This window comes from Nonomuraea sp. NPDC050451 (assembly GCF_044458585.1).
In genome coordinates this window covers 36458-57078 of record NZ_JBITHZ010000021.1, presented here as the reverse complement: position 1 = coordinate 57078, position 20621 = coordinate 36458, and the positions used below count along the sequence as shown (strand labels likewise).

Below are 20621 nucleotides of genomic sequence, written 5' to 3'. Positions count from 1 at the left end.
ACCCCGGTAGATTCGGACACCATGAGCAAGCCACGCGTCGCCGTTGTTTTCGGAGGCCGCAATTCGGAGCACGCCGTGTCCCTGATGGGCGCGGGCAGTGTGCTGGATGCGATCGACAGGAGCAAGTACGAGGTGATCCCCATCGGGATCGCCCAGGACGGCAGGTGGGTGCTGGCGGCTTCCGACCAGCGGTTCGCCATCGAGTCTGGTGAGCTGCCGGTCGTCGACACCTCGGGCGCGGCGCTGGCGCTGCCGTCCGGTGGGAGTTCGCTGGTGGCGTACGACCCCGGCAGCATCCCCGTGGAGCTCGGTGCGGTGGACGTGGTGTTCCCCGTGATGCACGGCCCGTTCGCCGAGGACGGCACCATCCAGGGCCTGCTCGAGATGGCGGGGGTGCGCTACGTCGGCTCGGGCGTGCTGGCCAGCGCGGTGGGCATGGACAAGGCCCACATGAAGACCGTGATGGCCGCCGCCGGGCTGCCGACCGGCCGCCACGTCGTCGTACGCGACCGCGACTGGCGGCTCGACCGCGACCGCGTGCTGAAGGAGGCCGAGGGGCTCGGCTGGCCGGTCTTCGTCAAGCCCGCCAGGGCCGGGTCCTCGCAGGGCATCTCCAAGGCCCACGATCTTGGCGAGCTGGAGGCGGCCGTGGAGTTCGCCAGGCAGCACGACCCCAAGGTGCTCATCGAGGCCGCCATCGTGGGCCGCGAGATCGAGTGCGCGGTGCTGGAGTCGCTCGGCGACGAGCCCGCGGTCGCGTCGCTGCCCGGCGAGGTGAAGGTCGAGGGCGGTCAGGAGTTCTTCGACTTCGAGGCGAAGTACTACCCGGACCAGATGTCGCTCACCGTGCCCGCCGACCTCCCCGAGGAGGCGGCCGAGCAGCTGCGGGCCATGGCGGTGCGCGCGTTCGAGGCGCTCGACTGCGAGGGGCTCGCGCGGGTCGACTTCTTCTACACGCCCGAGGGCGAGCTGATCTTCAACGAGATCAACACCATGCCCGGGTTCACGTCGCTGTCGGTGGCGCCGCAGCTCTGGGCCGCCTCGGGGCTGGACTACCCGGCGCTGGTCGACCGGCTCGTCCAGCTCGCGCTGTCGCGCTCGGCAGGACTGCGTTGAGATTTAGGGGGCGCCGTCACAGGGACGGGGGCGAGACCTGGGCGATCGGCTTCGACAGGTCCGCGAGCACCTCGGCGGCCACGTGCTCGCCGCCGACCGTGACCTCCACGTAGGCCGCGTCCGTGACCGCGGTGAACAACGTGGGCCTGTCGGGATCGGCGAACCAGCCCACCCCGCCGATCTCCTGGAGCTGGTCGGTGGGCGCCATCCTGGTGGGCCTGGGCACGCCGCAGCGCAGTGCGATGGACCCGTCGCCCCAGACGGCCACGTACGGCGACTCGGGCGTGGACATGCCACGCCGGTCGCCGTCGAGCGTCTGGGGCAGCAGCGTCGCCAGCTTGCCGCAGGCCGTCACCGCCTCGCCCGTCGGCTTGGGCGGATCGACCTGTACGGTGCCGCCGCAACCGGCGAGCGCGAGGAGAACGAGCAGGGCGGCGGCGGCACGCATGCGACGACTACCTTCAAATGTGGACGATCGGACACGTAAGAGTACGCGTGATCCCTTCCACCGCCTGAATCTGCGCGACGACGAGCTTGCCCAGCTCGTCGACGTTGTTGGCCTCCGCGCGCACGATCACGTCGTAGGGCCCCGTCACGTCTTCCGCCTGAGTGACCCCGGGAATCCCGGAAATCTCGCGAGCCACGGCAGCGGCCTTGCCGACCTCGGTCTGAATAAGGATGTAGGCCTGCACCATCACGTCCTCCCGGGCGATTGGATCACGCCGAAGGGCCACCGTACCCTGTGTGCGTCAGGAGGTGCGTCATCACAGTCGGAGATCTCGGCGAATTCGGAGTGATAAATCGGATTACCGGACGTCTGCCCCAGGGTGCGGCGGTAATGCTCGGTCCGGGTGACGACGCCGCCGTGGTCAGCGCGCCGGACGGCCGGGTCGTGGTCTCAACGGATTTGCTGATCGAGGGTAGACATTTTCGGCGGGATTGGTCCAGCGGTTACGACGTGGGGCGTAAGGCCGCCGCCCAGAACCTCGCCGACGTGGCAGCCATGGGCGCCGAACCGACGTCCCTCGTGGTCGGGCTGGGCGTGCCCGCCGACCTGCCGCTGGCGTGGCTGGACGCGCTGACGGACGGGTTCCGCGACGAGTGTGCGGTGGTCGGGGCGAGCGTCGCCGGGGGCGACATCACGCGGTGCGAGCTGGTGGTCATCGGGGTGACCGCGCTGGGTGACCTGGGCGGACGGGCTCCCCTGACGCGCTCGGGCGCCCGGCCCGGGCAGGTGGTGGCGGTGACCGGGCGGCTGGGGTACGCCGCCGCCGGGTGGGCGCTGCTGGAGGCGGGCGTGCCGGAGAACCCCGTACTGGAGGAGGTCGTGGTCGCGCATCGGCGGCCCAGCCCTCCGTACGCGATGGGGCCCGGGGCGGCCGAGCTGGGCGCGAGCGCGATGCTGGACGTCAGCGACGGGCTGCTGCAGGACCTCGGCCACGTCGCCAAGGCCAGTGGCGTACGTATCGAGCTGGACCCGCAGGCCTTCGCCGTGGGGGAGCCGGTTTCGGTCGCGGCCAAGGAATTGGGGGCCGATCCGCTGGAGTGGGTGCTCACGGGTGGTGAGGATCATGCGCTCGCCGCGGTCTTCCCCGCAGAGGTACGTCTGCCGCCGTCGTGGCAGGTCGTGGGCCGGGTGGTCGAGGGCGAGGGCGTGCTCGTGTACGGGCGGGAGATCGGCCGGCGCGGCTGGGATCACTTTCGGTGATGACTTGTCCCAATTTGAGTGACATTTTCCGGATTTGTGGTGGGACTCCGGGGATTACTGTGACAAGGGTGTCGCGAAGGTGTTATGAAGATTGGCGGCCACTGTAACCGCGAGAAAGGGCAGCCATGGGCCGCCACGGCACAGGTGGATCCGACGACGGGGATGAACGGGGGAACAACAGCGCATTCTGGGGTCCTGACGAGCAGGCCGAGCCGCCGGGCTGGCCTTCGCTGCCGGACGAACCCGAGGTGACGGGCCAGTGGGCTCCCATGCCGCGGCGCACTGACGGACCGCTTCCGCGCGGGCCGCAGTCCGAGCCGTTCGAGACCACCGGTGCCTTCGCGCTGCCCAACGACCCCGCCGGCGGCTTCCCCCCTGCCAACGACCCCGTGCGTGGCTTCCCGCAGCCGGGTCCTGGGGAGGAGGCCGGGCCGTTCGAGACGACGGGCGCCTTCGCCCGGCCGCCGGAGTGGGACCAACCGGGCGACCGCCCTTTCGACGCCGACCGCCCCGGTCCCTTTGACGGGGCCATGGAGCGCACGGCCTTTTTCGACGGCCCCGGCAACCCGGGCGCGCCCGCCGGGCGGGGCCCTTTTGACGCGGCGGCTCCCATGGAAGGGCCCGCCGAGCGTACGGCCTTCTTCGGCGGCCCGGACGCTCCGCCCGGCCCTGCAGGCCCGAGCCCGGGCCCGGCCGCCGGGCGAGGCCCCTTCGAGACGCCTGGCCCCTTTGACGGGCCCATGGAGCGCACGGCCTTCTTCGACGGTCCCGACGTGCCGGGTGGCGCCTTCGGCGGACCACCTCCCGGCGATCGGCCCGGGCCGTTCGACGGGCCGTTCGACGGGCCCGGCGACCGTACCGGCGCGGTGCCCATGTCGCCCGGTCCGCCCGAACCCGGGGACGTCAAGGTGGCCGGGGAGCCCACGGCCGTGCAGCAGGCGCCCGCCTGGGCGAACGCCGAGACCGGATTCCTCGCCTCCGACTGGGCGGCCGACTCCGGCCTCGACGAGCCGGACGAGCCCAAGGGCCGCCGCGGGCGCCGTAAGGGCGGACGCGGCGGCGGCGACGTGCTCACCCCGCCCCCGTCCTCGGGTGGCGGCAAGGGCCGGGTCGCGCTGCTGTCGGTCGCGGCGGTCGCCGTCGTGCTCGGCGGCACCGTGGCGGGGGTCAAGTTCATGAGCTCGTCGGGTACGCCCGACAAGTGCTCGGGCGCGACCTGCGCCGCCGTCCAGGCGACGAACAACCAGCCGGGCCCCGCGGCCTCCCAGCCGGCCGAAGAGGAGACCGCGCCGGAGGAGGAGCCGTCCGAGGAGGAGTCGGCGGACGAGCCGACGCAGTCCCAGACCCCGTCCCCGACGGCCTCGTACAGCGCCCGTACGCCGCCGCGCCGCACCGCCTCCGCGACGCCGACGCCCACCAAGACCAAGGTGAAGACGTCCGCGAAGCCGACGAAGGAGCCGACGCCGCCCGTCGAGGAGCTCGCCTCCGAGACGCCGACCGAGGAGCCCTCGACGCTGGACGACTCCGACACCGGTGGCGGGGTGAGCAACGGCGGCAGCACCCCGATCCCGTCCAACACGGACACCTTCGGGTCCGGCCAGAGCGGCGCGATGAACATCAAACAGACCATCAAGCAGCGCCTGCTCAGCTACCAGGCCGACATGACGCTCTCGAACACCTCCCAGGAGACGCTGGAGAACCCGACGGTCTCCGTCCCGGTCGAGGGCGATGTCATGACCGTGACCGGCGCCCAGTGGACGCAGGACGGCGATCTGCTGATCCTCGACCTGTCGGCGTCGCTGTCGGCCGGTGACTCGGTGAACGTCTCGTTCACCGCCTCGGGCAGGGGCCAGAAGGCCGCCAACTGCGGGCTGGTCAGCGGGGACTGCGCCATCAGCTGAGTGGTTGGATGGGGGACATGACGGTTTCGACCCCTCCACGCGTGCTGACCGTCGCCGGCTCCGACTCCGGGGGCGGCGCGGGCATCCAGGCCGACCTGAAGACCATGCTGGCCATGGGCGTCCACGGCATGAGCGTCATCGCCGCGGTGACGGCTCAGAACTCCCTGGGCGTCCAGGGCTACTGGGAGCTGCCGCCCGAGGCCGTACGCGCGCAGCTCGACTCGGTCCTGGGCGACATCGGCGCCCAGGCGGTGAAGACCGGCATGCTGGCCTCCCCCGCGCTGGTCGAGGTCGTGGCCGACGCGCTCGGCTCGTACGCCGCGCCGGTGATCGTGGACCCCGTGGGGGTGTCGAAGCACGGCGACTCGCTGCTCGCGCCCGAGGCCGTCGACACGCTGCGCACGCGGCTGCTGCCCGTGGCCACCGTGGTGACCCCGAACCTGTGGGAGGTGGAGCAGCTCACCTCCGTCAAGGTGGAGGACGAGGACGGGCTGCGGACGGCGGCCGACGCCGTTCTGGAGCTCGGGCCCAAATGGGCGCTGATCAAGGGCGGCCACCTGCCAGGCGCACCTGTGGACCTGCTCACGGACGGCACGGACGAGTACCGCTTCGCCGCCGAGCGCCTCGACAACCGCCACACCCACGGCACGGGCTGCACGCTGGCCTCGGCCATCGCCTCCCGGCTCGCGCTGGGCGACGACGTGCCGGAGGCCGTGGGGAAGGCGAAGGAGTACGTGACGGGCGCGATCGCCCGCGGCTTCCCCCTGGGAGGCGGCATCGGCCCGGTGGACCACGCCTGGCGCTGGCGCCTGGCGTAAGGGACGAAAACGCGCAAGCCCGCGGCTCCCTCGTCGGGAGCTACGGGCTTGCGCGAAAGTGTGGGACTAGCGGGTGACCTTGCCCGCCTTGATGCACGAGGTGCACACATTCAGCTTCTTCGGCGTGCCGCCGACGACCGCGCGGACCGTCTGGATGTTGGGGTTCCAACGACGACGGGTACGGCGGTGGGAGTGGGACACGTTGTTGCCGAAGGTCGGGCCCTTGCGGCAGACATCGCAGACGGAAGCCACGGTTCGCTCCTTAAAACAGTCGATGTAGCCCTGTCCGCTGATGCTTTCCGGGCGGAGGGCATGCCGGGACAACCGGCCAGCCAGACGAGAATATCCGATCCACACCGATGGGCGCGAACTGGAACGCTGGACCGGAGCCCCAGCGGCGATATTCTCCATCGACAACCGTAGCGCATTCGGGCCTGGCAATTGGCCGAGTCGGAGGGTGAGGGTGCAGATGAAGATCCTCGACCCGCCGGCCGTGCGCCGCTGGGCCCGCCTGGCCGCCGACGCGCTCGGCCGGGCCAGGACCGAGATCGACGCGCTGAACGTCTTCCCCGTGGCCGACGGCGACACCGGCACCAACCTGCACCTGACCATGCTGTCCGCGGCCGAGGCCGTCGAGTCGCTGCCCGACGACGTGGACGCGGCCGTGGTGTGGCAGACGCTCTCGTACGGCGCGCTGGTCGGGGCCCGCGGCAACTCCGGCGTGATCGTCAGCCAGGCGTTACGCGGCCTCGCCGAGGTGCTGAAAGACGGCTCCGACCTGCGGGCCGGGCTGCTCAGGGCCGCCGTGCTGGCCAGGGAGGCGGTGGCCAGGCCGGTGGAGGGCACGGTGCTGAGCGTGCTCGAGTCCGCCGCGCGAGCCGTACAGGACGTGGACGGGGACGATCTTCGGGAGGTGGCGCGGCAGGCGGCGGGCGAGGCCCGCGCCGCGCTGCGCCGTACGCCTGCCCAGCTGGACGTGCTGGCCCGCAGCGGCGTGGTGGACGCGGGCGGCGCGGGCGCGGCGATCGTGCTGGAGACGCTGGCCTCCGTGCTCACCGACTCCTACAGCGATCACTACGACGTGCCCGCGCCGACCTCGCGGGTCGCGCCGATGGCCGAGGTGGGGGTGGGGTACGAGGTGATGTACCTGCTGGACGCCGACGACGCCGCGGTGGCCGTGCTGCGAGAGGAGCTCGACGCCATGGGCGACTCGCTGGTCGTGGTCGGCGGCGGCGGGCTCTGGAACGTGCACGTCCACGTGGCCGAGGCCGGTCCCGCCGTCGAGGCCGGGGTGCGGGCCGGGCGGCCGCACCGGATCAGGATCACGTACCTGGCCGAGCGCACCCACCGCGGCAGCGCGGGCCGGGGCGTGGTGGCGGTGGCCGCGGGGGACGGGATCGCGGCGCTGTTCGAGGAGTGCGGCGCGGTCGTCGTACGCCGCGAGCCCGGCACCCGGCCCACCCTGCCCGCCATGCTGGCCGCGATCAGGCAGGCGGGCAGCGAGGTCGCGGTCCTGCCGAACGACGAGGGCGTCAGGTCGGTCGCCGCCGCGGCCGCGGAGATCGCCCGCGAGGACGGGGCCGTGGTCAGCGTGCTGCCGACGAAGGCGACCGTGCAGGGGCTGGCGGCGCTGGCCGTACATGATCCGCTGCGCCGCTTCGACGACGACGTGGTGGCGATGACGGACGCGGCGGGGCACACGCGGTACGGACACGTGACCGTGGCGGACCGGGAGGCGATGACGAGCGCGGGGCTGTGCCGCCCCGGGGACGTGCTCGGCATGATCGACGGGGACGTCGCGATGATCGGCGCCTCGCTCGACCGCGTGGCCACCATGGTCGTGGACCGGATGGTGGCCGGCGGCGGCGAGCTGGTGACCCTGGTCACGGGCGCGCAGGCGCCGCCGGGGCTCGCCGCGCGGCTGGAGGAGCAGCTGCGCGGTACGCGGCCCGACGTGGATCTGGTCGTGTACGACGGCGAGCAGGGCGGCTACCCGCTCCTGATCGGCGTGGAGTGACCTGACGTCAAGGGCCGATGGACGGGATTCCTGTCGGGCCGACGCGGTAGAACTTAATGCCGTGAGCCGTTTCGACGAGCCTCTGACGAAGGCGCTCGACCCGAAGACCGCCAAGTTGCTGCACAGCGTGCTCGACCTTGAGACGGTCGGCGACCTGCTGCGCCACTATCCCCGGCGCTACGCCGAGCGCGGCGAGCTGACCACGCTCGACGCGCTGGAGGTCGACGAGCACGTCACCGTGGTCGGCGAGGTGACCAGGCTCATGCGCAAGCCCATGCGCAACCGCGGCGGCACCTGGCTCGAGGTCGAGGTCGTCGACGGAAACGGCAACAAGCTCTACCTGTCGTTCTTCGGCAAGGGCTCCCACGTGGCCGAGTCGCGGCTCAAGCCAGGGCATCGGGGCATGTTCGCGGGCAAGGTGGGGCTGTTCGGGGCGCGGTCGAAGCCGCGCTGGCAGCTCACGCACCCGGAGTTCGAGCTGTTCGAGGAGGGCGAGGCGAACGCCGAGGAGTTCGCGGCGGCGCCGGTGCCGATCTATCCGGCGGGCAAGGACGTCACGCCGTGGGCGATCAGGCGCGCGGTCGGCGTCGTGCTCGACACGCTGGGCCCGCTCGACGACCCGCTGCCCGCCGACCTGCGGGCCCGCCACGGGCTGCAGGACCTGGGCGAGGCACTGGAGGCCATCCACCGGCCGAAGGACTTCGCCGAGGTGGGGCGGGCGCGCAAGCGGCTGAAGTTCGACGAGGCGTTCGTGCTGCAGGCCGTGCTGCTGCGGCGGCGCCAGGCCGCCACCGCGCTGCCCGCCAAGGCCAGGCCCAGGCGCGGCGACGGCCTGCTGACCGACTTCGACGCGCGGCTGCCGTTCTCGCTGACGGAGGGGCAGGCGCAGGTCGGCGAGGAGATCGCCGCCGACCTCGCGCTGGAGCACCCCATGCACCGGCTGCTGCAGGGCGAGGTCGGCGCGGGCAAGACGGTGGTGGCGCTGCGGGCGATGCTCCAGGTGGTCGACGCGGGCGGCCAGGCGGCGCTGCTGGCCCCGACGGAGGTGCTGGCCCAGCAGCACCACCGCTCGATCACCGGCATGCTCGGGGATCTGGCGCAGGGGGGCATGTTCGGGGGCACGTCGGTCACGCTGCTGACCGGCTCCATGGGCGCCGCCGCCCGCCGCGCGGCCCTGCTGGACGCCGCCTCGGGCACGGCGGGGATCGTCGTGGGCACGCACGCGTTGCTGCAGGAGCACGTGCAGTTCGCCGACCTGGGGCTGGTCGTGGTGGACGAGCAGCACCGGTTCGGGGTGGAGCAGCGCGACGCCCTGCGCGAGAAGGCGGCCGGCGGGCGTCCGCACGTCCTGGTCATGACGGCCACCCCGATCCCGCGCACGGTCGCCATGACCGTCTTCGGCGACCTGGAGATCTCGACGCTGTCCCAGCTCCCGTCGGGCCGCGCCCCCATCACCACGCACGTCGTACCGGCCGCCGAGAAGCCCCACTACCTCGAACGCACCTGGCAGCGGGTGCGGGAGGAGGTGGCGCTGGGGCGGCAGGCGTACATCGTGTGCCCGCGCATCGGCGATCTGGAGGGCGACGAGGGCGACCTGGCGGCCGCCGGCGGCGACGACGACCGCCGCCCGCCGCTGGCGGTCCTCGACGTGGCCGAGCTCCTGAAGAGCGGCCCCTTCCACGACCTGCGGGTCGGCACGCTCCACGGCAAGCTCCCGCCGGAGGAGAAGGACGCGATCATGCGCTCCTTCACGCGGGGCGAGCTCGACGTCCTAGTGGCCACCACGGTCATCGAGGTCGGGGTCGACGTCCCCAACTCCTCCGTCATGATCATCATGGACGCCGACCGCTTCGGCGTCTCCCAGCTCCACCAGCTCCGCGGCCGCGTCGGCCGCGGCGGCCTCCCCGGGCTGTGCCTCCTGGTCTCCGACTTCGCCGAGGGCACCCCGGCCCGCGGCCGCCTCGACGCGGTGGCGGCCACCCTGGACGGGTTCGAGCTGTCGCGGGTGGACCTGGAGCAACGGCGGGAGGGCGACGTCCTGGGGGCGGCGCAGTCGGGCAAGCGGTCGTCGCTGAAGCTGCTGCAGCTCCTGCGGGACGAGGACGTGATCGCCACGGCCCGCGACGAGGCCGCCGCGCTGCTGGAGGAGGATCCGGACCTGACGTCGTCCGAGGGGTTGCGGGCGGAGATCGTCCGTCTGCTGGCGGACGAACGCGCGGAGTACCTGGAGAAGACCTGACCGCCGTCGGGTGGCGCGCTGGGGTCTTGGGCGCCGGTGTGGCGGGATGGTGTGCGGTGGTGCTCGGCGCGATGCGTGCGGCGGGTCAGGGGGCTGGGGGGCGGTGCTTGCGCGGTTGCCCGGGCTTGGGGCGGTGCGGGTGGCGGCGGTGGAAAAGGCCGGCCAGAAGTGGAAAAACCCAGCCGCGGGGACGGCCTCCCCCCGAATGCCGTCCCCGGCTGGGCCCACCCTCGGGTCAGGTGCCGAGGGAACCGGCGTGCGGAAGGGCTCACGATCACGCCGGTCGGCCTTCATGTGGGTCACCTTGAAGGCCGCAGAACTCATCATGCGGGCCCGTCGCGCCGATGTGAATCACCCTTGCGTACTCGAGGCAGACACTTGTCCACTCTTGACCTGCGCGAACATGCGGAACAATGGGTCACATGACGCGGATCATCGCAGGCAGCGCGGGTGGCAGGCGGTTGGCGGTGCCGCCGGGGCGGGGGACGAGACCGACCAGCGACAGGGCCAGAGAAGGGATCTTCTTGACGCTCGACTCGCTGTACGGCCTCGCCGGCGCCCGCCTGCTCGACCTGTACGCCGGGTCCGGGGCGATCGGCCTTGAGGCGCTGTCCAGGGGCGCCAAGGAGGCCGTCCTGGTGGAGTCGGACCCCAAGGCCGTCAGGACGATCAAGGCGAACGTCCAGTCGCTCGGCCTCGACGGCGCCCTGGTGATCGCGGACAAGGTCGAGCGCGTGCTCGGCAAGCCGCCCGCCGAGCCGTACGACATCGTCTTCGCCGACCCGCCCTACGCCGTGTCCGACGAGGAGGTCCGGCGGACGCTGGAGTCGCTGCGCGACAACGGGTGGCTCCTGGATGAGGCGTTGGTGGCATTCGAGAGGGAAAGCAGGGGAAAGGCCCTGATGTGGCCGGAAGGCTACGTTGAGGAGAGGGTCCGTCGTTATGGCGAAGCGTCCGTTTGGTACGGTCGCGCCGCCGGGAACCCGTAGACCTGGGAGGCGTCTTGCGCCGCGTAGTCTGCCCGGGGTCGTTCGACCCCATCACGAATGGCCACCTCGACATCATCGGCCGGTCCGCCCGGCTCTATGACGAGGTGACCGTGGCAGTCCTCATCAACGTCGAGAAAAGCAGCCTGTTCACGGTGGACGAACGAATTGAGATCCTGCAGACCGTGACCAAGGAATATCCGAACGTCAAGGTGCGGAAATTCCACGGACTGCTGGTCGACTTCTGCAGGCAGAACGACATCCCCGCCATCGTCAAAGGCATCAGGGTGGTCAGCGACTTCGACTACGAGTTGCAGATGGCGCAGCTCAACTACCGCCTGTCGGGGGTCGAGACGCTGTTCATGCCCACGAACCCCGAATACTCGTTCCTGTCCTCCAGCAGGGTGAAGGAGATCGCCAGGTATGGTGGGGACGTCTCGGGCCTCGTGCCCGATCTCGTGCACAAGCTGCTCATCGAGCGGCTCAGGGGCTGAGCGCGACCTGCTATCCTTTCATTTCGGCCTTGTACGACGGCGATCGTCTCGCCATGCCTAGCGAGAGCAGGATGACTCAGCACCTCGACCCCCGCTCCCCGTGGGTGATCTCCACTCATGACCTGGGAAAGCGGCCGGGCACGATGCGGCAGATGACTCTGACCCTCCCGGCACCGGCAGATCTCGGCGTCGACATGATCGGTGTCCCCAAAGACGCCGAAGTCGAGCTGGACCTCCGGCTCGAAGCAGTGATGGAAGGCGTGCTCGTGTCGGGCACGGCGCAGGCCCCGCTCGCCGGGGAGTGCGCCCGCTGTCTCGACCCCGTCACCTCGGACCTCGAGGTTGACCTGCAGGAGCTGTTCTTCTACTCCGACGAGGACGCCTCGGAGGAGGACTCGCTGCTCGACGGCGAGCTGCTCGACCTCGAGCCGACGTTCCGCGACGCGGTGGTGCTCGCACTGCCGTTGAGCCCCGTCTGCCGCGAGGACTGCGAAGGGCTCTGCACGGAGTGCGGGATCAAGCTGGCCGAGGCCGGCGAGGATCACCGGCACGAGAAGATCGATGCCCGCTGGGCGTCGTTGCAAGGTCTGATTACCGACAAAGATAACGATCAGGAGAAGTGACGTGGCCGTCCCGAAGCGAAAGATGTCGCGGAGTAACACCCGCCACCGTCGCTCCCAGTGGAAGACGACTGCTGTCGCCCTGGTGAGCTGCCCGCAGTGCCGTTCGCCCAAGCAGCCGCACATCGCGTGCCCCACCTGCGGCACCTACAACCGTCGTCAGGTCATCGAGCCGTCCGCCTGATCCGTCAGCAGTTGACGTGATGCCGACCGGGTGCGATGGTGCCTCGGTCGGCGTTACCGTCTCAGATGCGTGCGGCGGCGGTTCGCCCGCGGCCGTGGTGGACGCCGGGGCTACGCGTTACCCCGACGCCCACCACGTTTTCGGGCATCTTCCGCAGTCGACGCACCATGCGAAGATGTCCGAGGAGGAAAGCACGTGGGCACAGGTCCTAAGCCGGTGGCCGTAGAGGTCGCCCGAGACGAGCTGGAGCGGGTCCTGGCGGTCGGCCTCGACCCCGACATCCTGGAGCGGGCGCTGACGCACCGCTCCTACGCGTACGAGAACGGCGGCCTGCCCACCAACGAGCGCCTGGAGTTCCTGGGCGACTCGGTGCTGGGCCTGGTGGTCACCGACACCCTCTACCGCAACCACCCCGACCTGCCCGAGGGGCAGCTGGCGAAGCTGCGTGCCGCGGTGGTCAACATGCGCGCGCTGGCCGACGTGGCCCGCAACCTGGGCCTGGGCCGGTTCCTGCGGCTCGGCAGGGGCGAGGAGGGCACCGGTGGGCGCGACAAGTCGTCCATCCTGGCCGACACCCTCGAGGCGCTGATCGGCGCGATCTACGTCGACAAGGGGCTCGACGAGGCGTTCCGGGTGGTGCACCTGCTGTTCGACCCGCTGATCGTCCGCTCGGCCTCGCTCGGCGCCGGGCTCGACTGGAAGACCTCCCTGCAGGAGCTGACGGCCTCCGAGGCGCTCGGCGTGCCCGAATACCACGTCGAGGAGAGCGGCCCCGACCACGCCAAGTCGTTCACGGCCATGGTGCGGGTCGGCGGCGAGTCCTACGGTTCGGGCAACGGCCGCAGCAAGAAGGAGGCCGAGCAGCAGGCGGCCGAGGCGGCCTGGACCCGGATCAGGGCCCGGCGGGAGCAGCGCGAGAGCCAGCCCGCGGGCTGAACGGCCGCCCGGGGGCGAGCCACACGAAAGGGTCTGAGGTGCCTGAGCTACCGGAGGTCGAGGTCGTCAGGCGCGGCCTCGCGCAGTGGGTCATCGGGCGCGAGATCGCCTCGGCGGAGGTGCTGCATCCCCGCGCCATCAGGCGGCACGCGCCCGGAGCCGACGAGTTCACCGCGCGCCTCAAGGGCCGCACGCTGCTGTCGGCCGAGCGGCGCGGCAAGTACCTGTGGCTGCCGCTGTCGGGCGCCGAGGAAGCGCTCCTGGCCCACCTGGGGATGAGCGGCCAGCTGCTGGTCGTCGAGCCCGACTCGCCGCTGGAGAAGCATTTGCGGGTACGCGTCCGGTTCGAGGACGGCGGCCCCGACCTGCGCTTCGTCGACCAGCGGACGTTCGGCCACGTCATGCTGACCGGCCTGGCCGCGGGCGTCCCGGAGCCGATCGCCCACATCGCCCCCGACCCGTTCGAGCCGGGGTTCGACGACGCGGAGTTCGCCCTGAGGCTCGGGGCCAGGCACACGGAGATCAAGCGCGCGCTGCTCGACCAGTCGCTGATCAGCGGCGTCGGCAACATCTACGCCGACGAGGCCCTGTGGATCGCCCGCCTGCACTGGGCCCGCCAGACGCAGACGCTCACGCGTCCCAAGATCGCCGAGCTGCTGGCCGGGGTGCGCGCCGTCATGTCCTCCGCGCTGCAGCAGGGCGGCACCTCGTTCGACAGCCTGTACGTCAACGTCAACGGCGAGAGCGGCTACTTCGAGCGCTCGCTGGAGGTCTACGGCCGGCGCGACCTGCCCTGCTCCCGCTGCGGCACCGCGATCAGGCGCGAGCCGTTCATGAACCGCTCGTCCTACTCCTGCCCCAGATGCCAGCGACGGCCGCGGTGAGAACGGCGAGCCCGCAGCCCAGCCACATCACCGCGGAGATCGAGACCCCGTCCACGACCCGGCCGCCGGCGAACGCGCCGAGCGCGATGGAGACGTTGAAGGCGCCGACGAAGAGCGCCGTGCCGAGCTCCCCGCCGCCCGAGCGCATGATCCACAGCTGCAGGGTCACCCCGACGCCCCCGTAGCCGAAGCCCCACACCAGCAGCACGACCAGCGGCAGGCCGATCGAGGCCAGGGCCGCCGTGGCGAGCGCGATGAGGGCGGCCAGAGCGATCAGGACCGGCTTGGGGTTCCTGGCCGCCCACGCCCCGGCGGCGAAGTTGCCCGCCACGCCCGCGGCGCCGTACAGGAGCAGGGTCGTGCTGACGAGGGCGGGGCCGGCGTGCGAGACCTGCTCCAGGAACGGCCGGACGTAGGTGTAGGCGGCGAAGTGGCCGGACACGACGAGCACGGTCATGACGAGAACGGTCTTGAGCGGTCCGGAGAGCCATCGGCGCCGGGATTCCGGAGTCCGGGCAAGGGCCTCGCCCGGAAGGGGCGGCAGGGTCGCGTACAGGACGACGATCAGGACCAGCGCCACCACCCCCATCGCGACGAACGTGCTGCGCCACCCCGCGAACGACGACACGAACGTCGCCGCGGGCACGCCCAGCACCGACGCCACGGACACCCCGGCCAGGATGATCGACGTGGCCCGCCCGACGGACCGTTCCGGCACCAGCCGCGTCCCGAGACCGGCCGCGAACGCCCAGAATCCGCCGATGCTCACCCCGGTCAGCACCCGGGCGGCCAGGATGACGGGATAGCTCGGAGCGAAGGCGCCCACCAGGTTGGCCACCGCCAGCAGCGCCATCAGCCCGATCAAGATCGTCCGCCGGTCGAGCCGGCGGGCGGTGAGCGCCAGCACCGGCGCGGACACGGCGGCGACCAGCCCCGGGGCCGACATCATCAGCCCGGCCGTCCCGTCGGACACCTCAAGGGTGGCGGCGATCGAGGTCAGCAGGCCGACGGGCAGCATCTCGCTGGTCACGATGGTGAACGTGCCCACCGCCACCGACGACACGGCGAGCCAGCGCGCCCGGGTGGCAGGGGAGACATCGGTAATGGTCATGCCCCTCAGCCTCGGGTTCGGCGGCGGACGGGAACAATGACGAAGTCCGAAGGCTTGGTTTAGGCAGGCTAAGCGATCCGAGGGGATGGGGATGGAGTTCAGGGAGCTGGAGTGCTTCGTGGTGCTCAGCGAGGAGCTGCACTTCGCGCGTACGGCCGAGCGCCTCTATCTGTCGCCCGGCAGGGTGAGCCAGCTCATGCGCTCGCTGGAGACCAGGATCGGCGGCAGGCTCTTCGAGCGCACCAGCCGCAGGGTGCGCCTCACGCCCCTGGGCGAGCGTTTCCTGGCCGACCTGCGCCCCTCCTACGACGGCCTGGCCAATGCGGTGCACCGGGCCAAGGCGGCCGCCCGCGAGGTGACCGGCGAGCTCAAGGTCGGCTTCCTGGCCACGCCCACGGAGGTCGTCACCGGCAGCGTGCGGGCCTTCGAACGCCGGTTTCCGGAGTGCGAGGTCGAGCTGGTCGAGATCCCGCTCTCGGACCCCTTCGGCAAGTTGCGCGCCGGGCAGGTGGATCTCGCGTTCACGCTACTCCCGGTGAACGAGCCGGACCTGGCGACCGGCAAAGCGCTGAACGAGGTCTCCTACCAACTCGGCGTCTCCATCCGCCATCCGCTGGCCGCCCGCACCGGCATCGCCGCGGAGGAACTGGCGGACGTGCCCCTGATCGGCCTGGACGGCCCCGCCCCGCGCGCCTGGCGCGAGCGGATCGCCCCGTCCGTAACCCCTTCCGGACGCCCGATTCCCCTGGCCGGCACCGTCGCCACCAGCCAGGAGGGCCTGACCCAGGTGGCGCTCGACCGGGGTGGCATGCTGTTCTGCACGCCGACGGCGGCCCACCACCGGCGGCCCGACGTGAGCTTCGTCCCCGTCGCCGGGCTGAGCCCGTCGATCATGGGCCTGGCCTGGGTGAAGGCGGCAGAGACCGCGGCCGTGCTGGCGTTCAACGAGACGGCCGTCGGGCACGCACACCGGGTGGAGTCCCTTGTGGCCTGACGGGAGATGAAATGCAGGAAAACAATGACAACTCACGGCTGACCGCCTGGGTACGGGGCAGGGTCCAAGGTGTGGGGTTCCGCTGGTGGACCCGGGCGCGCGCACTGGAGCTGGGGCTCGTGGGGTGGGCACGCAACACCGAGGACGGACGGGTGGAGGTGGTCGCGGAGGGCCCGCGCGAGGCGTGCGTCAAGCTGCTGGCGCTGCTCAGAGGTTGCGACACGCCGGGCAGGGTCGATGGAGTAGTGGAACGTTGGAGTGAACCCCGAGGTAGTTTGGGCGGGTTTGTGGAGCGCTAGCGACTTCCGTTAAACCGCCCAAATAGGGTATAGTTGTATGTCGGGAGTGCCCATCAGTAGGGCTCAGCGGTTCGTTCGACTTGACCGCCCACACTGCCGGTGCGACTCTTGTTAGGTACCACGCGCACCCCTCCCGCGGAATAGAAGTGCGCGAACCAGTCTGGTCACTCAGCGTGGAGGACCCTTTACCATGGCGAAGGCTCTACTCGGCCACGTCGGCGGTCCTGACCCTCGAATGGTCTCGGAGATGCGCCGCCTGCAGCAGCGTATCCGGGATCTGGAGGCAGAACTCATCCGACTTCAGGCCACCAATGACGCTCTTGCGGCGCAAACCCGCGATGAGGCGCTAAGCCGCATGCAAGAGCGCGAGCCGGCACTCACCTGAGAGTGATCGGAGCGCAAGACCCCAGGGACGTCTCGGAGAGGCGTCCCTTGTTATTTGCCGATATTCGGAAAGCTTCCTTTGCCCAGGTCGGGCCGGTGTGGACTGCACCGGCCCGCGTGGGGCAGTGAGGACCAGTAGGCTTTCCCGAGTCCGCATCAGGCAGAAGGGGGTCGCGCTTGTATTTGAAGACCCTCACCCTGCGCGGCTTCAAGTCTTTCGCCTCTGCGACCGCCCTGCGTCTAGAGCCGGGCATCACCTGCGTCGTCGGCCCCAACGGCTCGGGAAAGTCCAACGTCGTCGACGCCCTCGCCTGGGTCATGGGCGAGCACAGCGCCAAGTCGCTGCGCGGCGGCAAGATGGAGGACGTCATCTTCGCCGGCACCTCCTCCAGGCCGCCGCTCGGGCGCGCCGAGGTGACGCTGACCATCGACAACTCCGACGGCGCGCTGCCGATCGACTACACCGAGGTCACGATCAGCCGGCTGATGTTCCGGTCGGGGCAGAGCGAATACGCGATCAACGGCGACACCTGCCGCCTGCTCGACATCCAGGAGCTGCTGTCCGACTCCGGCATCGGCCGCGAGATGCACGTGATCGTCGGCCAGGGCCAGCTCGACGCCGTCCTGCACGCGGGGCCCGAGGACCGGCGGGCGTTCATCGAAGAGGCCGCCGGCGTGCTCAAGCACCGCAAGCGCAAGGAAAAGGCGCTGCGCAAGCTCGACTCCATGCAGGCCAACCTGACCCGCGTGCAAGACCTCGCCACCGAGCTGCGCCGCCAGCTCAAGCCGCTGGGCCGGCAGGCGGAGATCGCCCGCAAGGCCGCCGTCATCCAGGCCGACCTGCGTGACGCCCGGCTGCGGCTGCTGGCCGACGACGTGTGCATCCTGCGTACGACGCTGGAGCGCGAGGCCGCCGACGAGGCCGCCATCATGGAGAGGCGATACAAGGTCGAGTCCGAGCTGGCGGAAGGCCAGCAGCGCGAGGCGGCCCTGGAGACGGCCGAGGCCGAGACGCAGCCGCGGCTGAGCGCCGCGCAGGAGACGTACTTCCGGCTCTCGTCGCTGCGCGAGCGCATCACCGGCCTGGCGCGGCTCGCCGCCGAACGCCACCGGCACGCGCTCGACGCCGCCGCCATCGAGCGCCGCGGCCGCGACCCCGAAGACCTCGAGCGCGAGGCGGCCGAGGTGCGCGAGCGGGAGCTGATCCTCAGGGCCGAGCTGGAGCAGGCGCAGGAGCTGCTGGACGAGGCCGTCCAGCGGCGGGCCGAGGCCGAGGCCGAGCTGAGCACCGAGGAGCACCGCCTCGCCCTGGCCGCCCGGGCCGCCGCCGACCGCCGCGAAGGGCTGGCCAAGCTGCGCGGCCAGGTCGATTCCGTACGGAGCCGGACGCGGGCCGCCGAGGAGGAGATCGGGCGGCTCCAGCAGTCCGTGGCCGACGCGGCCGGGCGCGAGCGGCGGGCCAGGGAGGACCTGGAGGCGCAGCGGCTGGAGGAGCCCGCGGTCGATCCCGCGCTCGCCGAGGAGCTGGCCACGGCGCAGGCGACGGTGGAGGAGGCCAGGGCGGTCGCCGACGAGGCGCGGGCGGCGGCCGAGGAGGCCAAGTCGGGCCTCGACGCGCCCCGCGCCGCCCTGCAGGCCGCCAAATCCGGGATGACCACCGCGCGCGCCGCCGACCAGGAGGCCCAGCGATCCGTGGCCGCGCTGATCGCCCGCCGGGACGCCCTGGAGCTGGGGCTCGCCAAGGGCGACGGCGGCGCGGCCCTGCTGGACGCGGACCTGGCCGGGGTGCTGGGGCCGCTGGCCGCCTCGATGCAGGTCACGCCCGGCGCCGAGCCGGCGGTGGCGGCCGTGCTGGGCCCGGTCGCCGAGGCCATCGCGGTCAAGACCCTCGACACGGCCGTCGAGGCACTGGAGCTGCTGCGCGCCCAGGGCTCGGGCCAGGCGACCCTCCTGGTGGGGGCGGAGGACGACAGGGCCCGGCGCGCCCGTACGGCGGCTCCCGAAGGCGGTCAGTGGGCCGCCGACCTCGTCACGGTCCCCGACCACCTGCGGCCCGCCCTCGACCACGTCCTCGCGGACGTCGTGGTCGTGGCGGACCTCGAAGCCGCCCGCGCGGTCGTCGGGAGCCACCCCGGGCTCAGGGCGGTCACCAAGGCGGGCGACCTGGTGAGCGCGCACCTGGCCAGCGGCGGCTCCGAGGGCGGCACCTCCGTGCTGCAGGTGCGGGCCGCGTTCGACGAGGCCGTGAGGGACCTGGAGGAGGCCGAGAGGCGGGCGGAGGAGACGGCCGCCGCCCTCGACCAGGCGGTCGAGGAGGAGCAGGCGGCCCAGACGGCGCTGGAGGCCGCCCAGGCGAAGGTCAACGAGGCCCAGACCGCCGTCACCACCGCCCAGGCGGGCGTGAGCGCCGCCCAGGGGGCCCTCGACCAGGTCAGGGGCCGCCAGCGGGAGGCCGACCAGCGCAACGCCGCCGCCGCCAAGCGCCTGGCCCAGCTCGAGGCCGCCGCCAACGCCGCCCACGACGAGGCCGAGCGCCTGGCCGTGAGCGTCACCAAGGCGGAGGAGGCCCGCGCCGAAGGGCTGGAGGAGCTGGCCGAGCTGGAGATCCGCCTGGCCGAGGCCGAATACGCCCAGGAGCTGGAGTCCGAGCCCACCACCGACCTGCGCGACGACCTGGCCGGCGCCTGCGAGGCCGCCAGGCAGCGCGAGATGGACACCCGGCTCCAGGTCCGCACCGCCGAGGAGCGGGTCAAGGGCATCGAAGGCCGCGCCGACGGACTCGTCCGGGCCGCCCAGCGCGAGCGCCAGGACCGCGCCGAGGCCGCCGCCCAGCGCGCCAGGCGCCGCCGGCAGGCCGCCGTGGCCGAGGCCGTCAGCAAGGGCGCCAAGCAGGTGCTCAGCGCGCTCGAGTCCTCCATCAGGCTCGCGTCGAGGGAGCGTGACGAGGCCGACCTCGCCAGGGTCGCCGTCGACGCCGAGCTCAAGCAGGTGCGCCTGCGCGTCCGCGAGCTCGGCCAGGAGCTGGACAAGCTGGTCAACCGCGTGCACGGCAGCGAGGTCGCCCGCACCGAGCAGCGGCTGCGGCTGGAGCAGATGGAGCAGCGGGCCCTGGAGGAGTTCGGGGTCGAGATCGAGGCCCTGATCTCCGAGTACGGGCCAGAGGCCCCGGTCCCCGGCGACCCGCCCGTGCCGTACGTGCGCGAGGAGCAGGAGAAGCGGGCCAGGGCCGCCGAGCGGCAGATGAACCAGCTCGGCAAGGTCAACCCCCTCGCCCTGGAGGAGTTCGCGGCGCTGGAGGAGCGGCACGCGTTCCTCACCTCGCAGCTCGAGGACCTCAAGAAGACCAGGCGCGACCTGCTGACCGTGGTCAAGGAGGTCGACGACCGGGTGGAGCAGATGTTCGCCTCGGCGTACGAGGACGTGGCCCGGGAGTTCGAGCAGATCTTCACCAGGGTGTTCCCGGGCGGCGAGGGACGGCTGGTGCTGACCGAGCCGGCCGACATGCTGACCACCGGCATCGAGGTCGAGGCCAGGCCGCCGGGCAAGAAGGTCAAGCGGCTGTCGCTGCTGTCGGGCGGCGAGCGGTCGCTGACCGCCGTGGCGTTCCTGATCTCCATCTTCAAGGCGCGGCCCTCGCCGTTCTACGTGATGGACGAGGTCGAGGCGGCTCTCGACGACACGAACACGCAGCGGCTGCTGACGCTGTTCGAGGAGCTGCGCCAGAGCTCGCAGCTGATCGTCATCACCCACAACAAGCGCACGATGGAGATCGCCGACGCGCTCTACGGCGTCTCGATGCGCGGGGACGGCGTGACGCAGGTCGTCAGCCAGCGCCTCCGCGAACGCGAGCCGGCCTGACCCCGGCGGCTCGCCGGACAGGCGGTCTGAGGACGTGAGTTGGGGCTGATCGGTGGTGCCTTGGGCATGACC

Annotated in this window: 20 protein-coding genes; 16 read left to right on the top strand and 4 right to left on the bottom strand. The window is 71.6% G+C overall.

Annotation, left to right across the window (positions count from 1 at the left end):
• Positions 1–21 precede the first annotated feature (21 nt).
• Positions 22–1116: a D-alanine--D-alanine ligase family protein gene (locus tag ACIBI9_RS42685; protein ID WP_397231307.1), complete on the top strand. Its 1095-nt coding sequence runs from the start codon at positions 22–24 to the stop codon at positions 1114–1116.
• Between the two features lie 16 nt (positions 1117–1132).
• Here ACIBI9_RS42685 and ACIBI9_RS42680 read toward each other — a convergent pair whose 3' ends face one another.
• Positions 1133–1564 carry a DUF3515 domain-containing protein gene (locus ACIBI9_RS42680; protein ID WP_397231305.1) on the bottom strand — a complete coding sequence of 144 codons (432 nt, stop codon included), beginning with the start codon at positions 1562–1564 and terminating at the stop codon, positions 1133–1135.
• Between the two features lie 13 nt (positions 1565–1577).
• Positions 1578–1811: an Lrp/AsnC family transcriptional regulator gene (locus ACIBI9_RS42675; protein WP_106249262.1), complete on the bottom strand. Its 234-nt coding sequence runs from the start codon at positions 1809–1811 to the stop codon at positions 1578–1580.
• Positions 1812–1858: 47 nt separating this feature from the next.
• Here ACIBI9_RS42675 and ACIBI9_RS42670 point away from each other — a divergent pair, with 47 nt between their 5' ends.
• From ACIBI9_RS42670 to thiD, 3 genes are all read left to right on the top strand, one after another.
• Complete coding sequence (locus ACIBI9_RS42670; protein WP_397231303.1) at positions 1859–2824, top strand: thiamine-phosphate kinase; 966 nt, start codon at positions 1859–1861, stop codon at positions 2822–2824.
• A gap of 269 nt (positions 2825–3093) precedes the next feature.
• Positions 3094–4725 carry a hypothetical protein gene (locus ACIBI9_RS42665; protein WP_397231300.1) on the top strand — a complete coding sequence of 544 codons (1632 nt, stop codon included), beginning with the start codon at positions 3094–3096 and terminating at the stop codon, positions 4723–4725.
• Between the two features lie 8 nt (positions 4726–4733).
• A complete protein-coding gene (gene thiD / locus ACIBI9_RS42660; RefSeq protein ID WP_397231298.1) occupies positions 4734–5543 on the top strand; it encodes a bifunctional hydroxymethylpyrimidine kinase/phosphomethylpyrimidine kinase in 810 nt (269 codons plus the stop codon).
• 66 nt (positions 5544–5609) lie between these two features.
• On the opposite strand, the gene rpmB is transcribed toward thiD, so the two are convergent.
• A complete protein-coding gene (gene rpmB, locus ACIBI9_RS42655; protein ID WP_043618345.1) occupies positions 5610–5795 on the bottom strand; it encodes a 50S ribosomal protein L28 in 186 nt (61 codons plus the stop codon).
• A gap of 217 nt (positions 5796–6012) precedes the next feature.
• Here rpmB and ACIBI9_RS42650 point away from each other — a divergent pair, with 217 nt between their 5' ends.
• The 8 genes from ACIBI9_RS42650 to mutM all read left to right on the top strand — a co-directional run bounded on the left by ACIBI9_RS42650 (position 6013) and on the right by mutM (position 13903).
• Positions 6013–7560: a DAK2 domain-containing protein gene (locus ACIBI9_RS42650; RefSeq protein ID WP_397231296.1), complete on the top strand. Its 1548-nt coding sequence runs from the start codon at positions 6013–6015 to the stop codon at positions 7558–7560.
• Between the two features lie 61 nt (positions 7561–7621).
• Positions 7622–9799, top strand: coding sequence for an ATP-dependent DNA helicase RecG (gene recG, locus ACIBI9_RS42645; RefSeq protein ID WP_397231294.1), 2178 nt, complete (start codon positions 7622–7624; stop codon positions 9797–9799).
• A 422-nt stretch (positions 9800–10221) separates the two neighbouring features.
• A complete protein-coding gene (rsmD, locus tag ACIBI9_RS42640) occupies positions 10222–10788 on the top strand; it encodes a 16S rRNA (guanine(966)-N(2))-methyltransferase RsmD (RefSeq protein ID WP_397231292.1) in 567 nt (188 codons plus the stop codon).
• Positions 10789–10802: 14 nt separating this feature from the next.
• Positions 10803–11279 (top strand): pantetheine-phosphate adenylyltransferase, encoded by a 477-nt coding sequence (coaD, locus tag ACIBI9_RS42635; protein WP_185068071.1) that lies wholly within the window; start codon positions 10803–10805, stop codon positions 11277–11279.
• Positions 11280–11332: 53 nt separating this feature from the next.
• A complete protein-coding gene (locus ACIBI9_RS42630) occupies positions 11333–11902 on the top strand; it encodes a YceD family protein (RefSeq protein ID WP_378525625.1) in 570 nt (189 codons plus the stop codon).
• Position 11903: 1 nt separating this feature from the next.
• Positions 11904–12083 carry a 50S ribosomal protein L32 gene (gene rpmF / locus ACIBI9_RS42625; RefSeq protein WP_139632166.1) on the top strand — a complete coding sequence of 60 codons (180 nt, stop codon included), beginning with the start codon at positions 11904–11906 and terminating at the stop codon, positions 12081–12083.
• A 195-nt stretch (positions 12084–12278) separates the two neighbouring features.
• The gene (rnc, locus tag ACIBI9_RS42620) at positions 12279–13019 is read left to right on the top strand and encodes a ribonuclease III (RefSeq protein WP_397231289.1); all 741 of its coding nucleotides are present in this window, start codon (positions 12279–12281) and stop codon (positions 13017–13019) included.
• A 38-nt stretch (positions 13020–13057) separates the two neighbouring features.
• Positions 13058–13903: a bifunctional DNA-formamidopyrimidine glycosylase/DNA-(apurinic or apyrimidinic site) lyase gene (gene mutM, locus ACIBI9_RS42615; RefSeq protein ID WP_397231287.1), complete on the top strand. Its 846-nt coding sequence runs from the start codon at positions 13058–13060 to the stop codon at positions 13901–13903.
• On the opposite strand, the gene ACIBI9_RS42610 is transcribed toward mutM, so the two are convergent.
• Entirely contained in the window at positions 13851–15014 is a 1164-nt protein-coding gene (locus ACIBI9_RS42610; RefSeq protein WP_397231285.1) for an MFS transporter, read from the bottom strand. The genes mutM and ACIBI9_RS42610 overlap by 53 nt on opposite strands.
• Positions 15015–15105: 91 nt before the next feature.
• On the opposite strand from ACIBI9_RS42610, the gene ACIBI9_RS42605 reads away from it, so the two are divergent.
• The 4 genes from ACIBI9_RS42605 (at position 15106) to smc (ending at position 20549) form a co-directional block, all read left to right on the top strand.
• The gene (locus ACIBI9_RS42605) at positions 15106–16008 is read left to right on the top strand and encodes a LysR substrate-binding domain-containing protein (RefSeq protein ID WP_397231283.1); all 903 of its coding nucleotides are present in this window, start codon (positions 15106–15108) and stop codon (positions 16006–16008) included.
• Positions 16009–16019: 11 nt separating this feature from the next.
• Entirely contained in the window at positions 16020–16307 is a 288-nt protein-coding gene (locus ACIBI9_RS42600; RefSeq protein WP_192787578.1) for an acylphosphatase, read from the top strand.
• A gap of 190 nt (positions 16308–16497) precedes the next feature.
• Complete coding sequence (locus ACIBI9_RS42595; RefSeq protein WP_090938435.1) at positions 16498–16692, top strand: hypothetical protein; 195 nt, start codon at positions 16498–16500, stop codon at positions 16690–16692.
• A gap of 176 nt (positions 16693–16868) precedes the next feature.
• On the top strand, positions 16869–20549 hold the full coding sequence (smc, locus tag ACIBI9_RS42590) for a chromosome segregation protein SMC (RefSeq protein WP_397231281.1): 3681 nt from the start codon (positions 16869–16871) through the stop codon (positions 20547–20549).
• Positions 20550–20621: the final 72 nt, after the last annotated feature.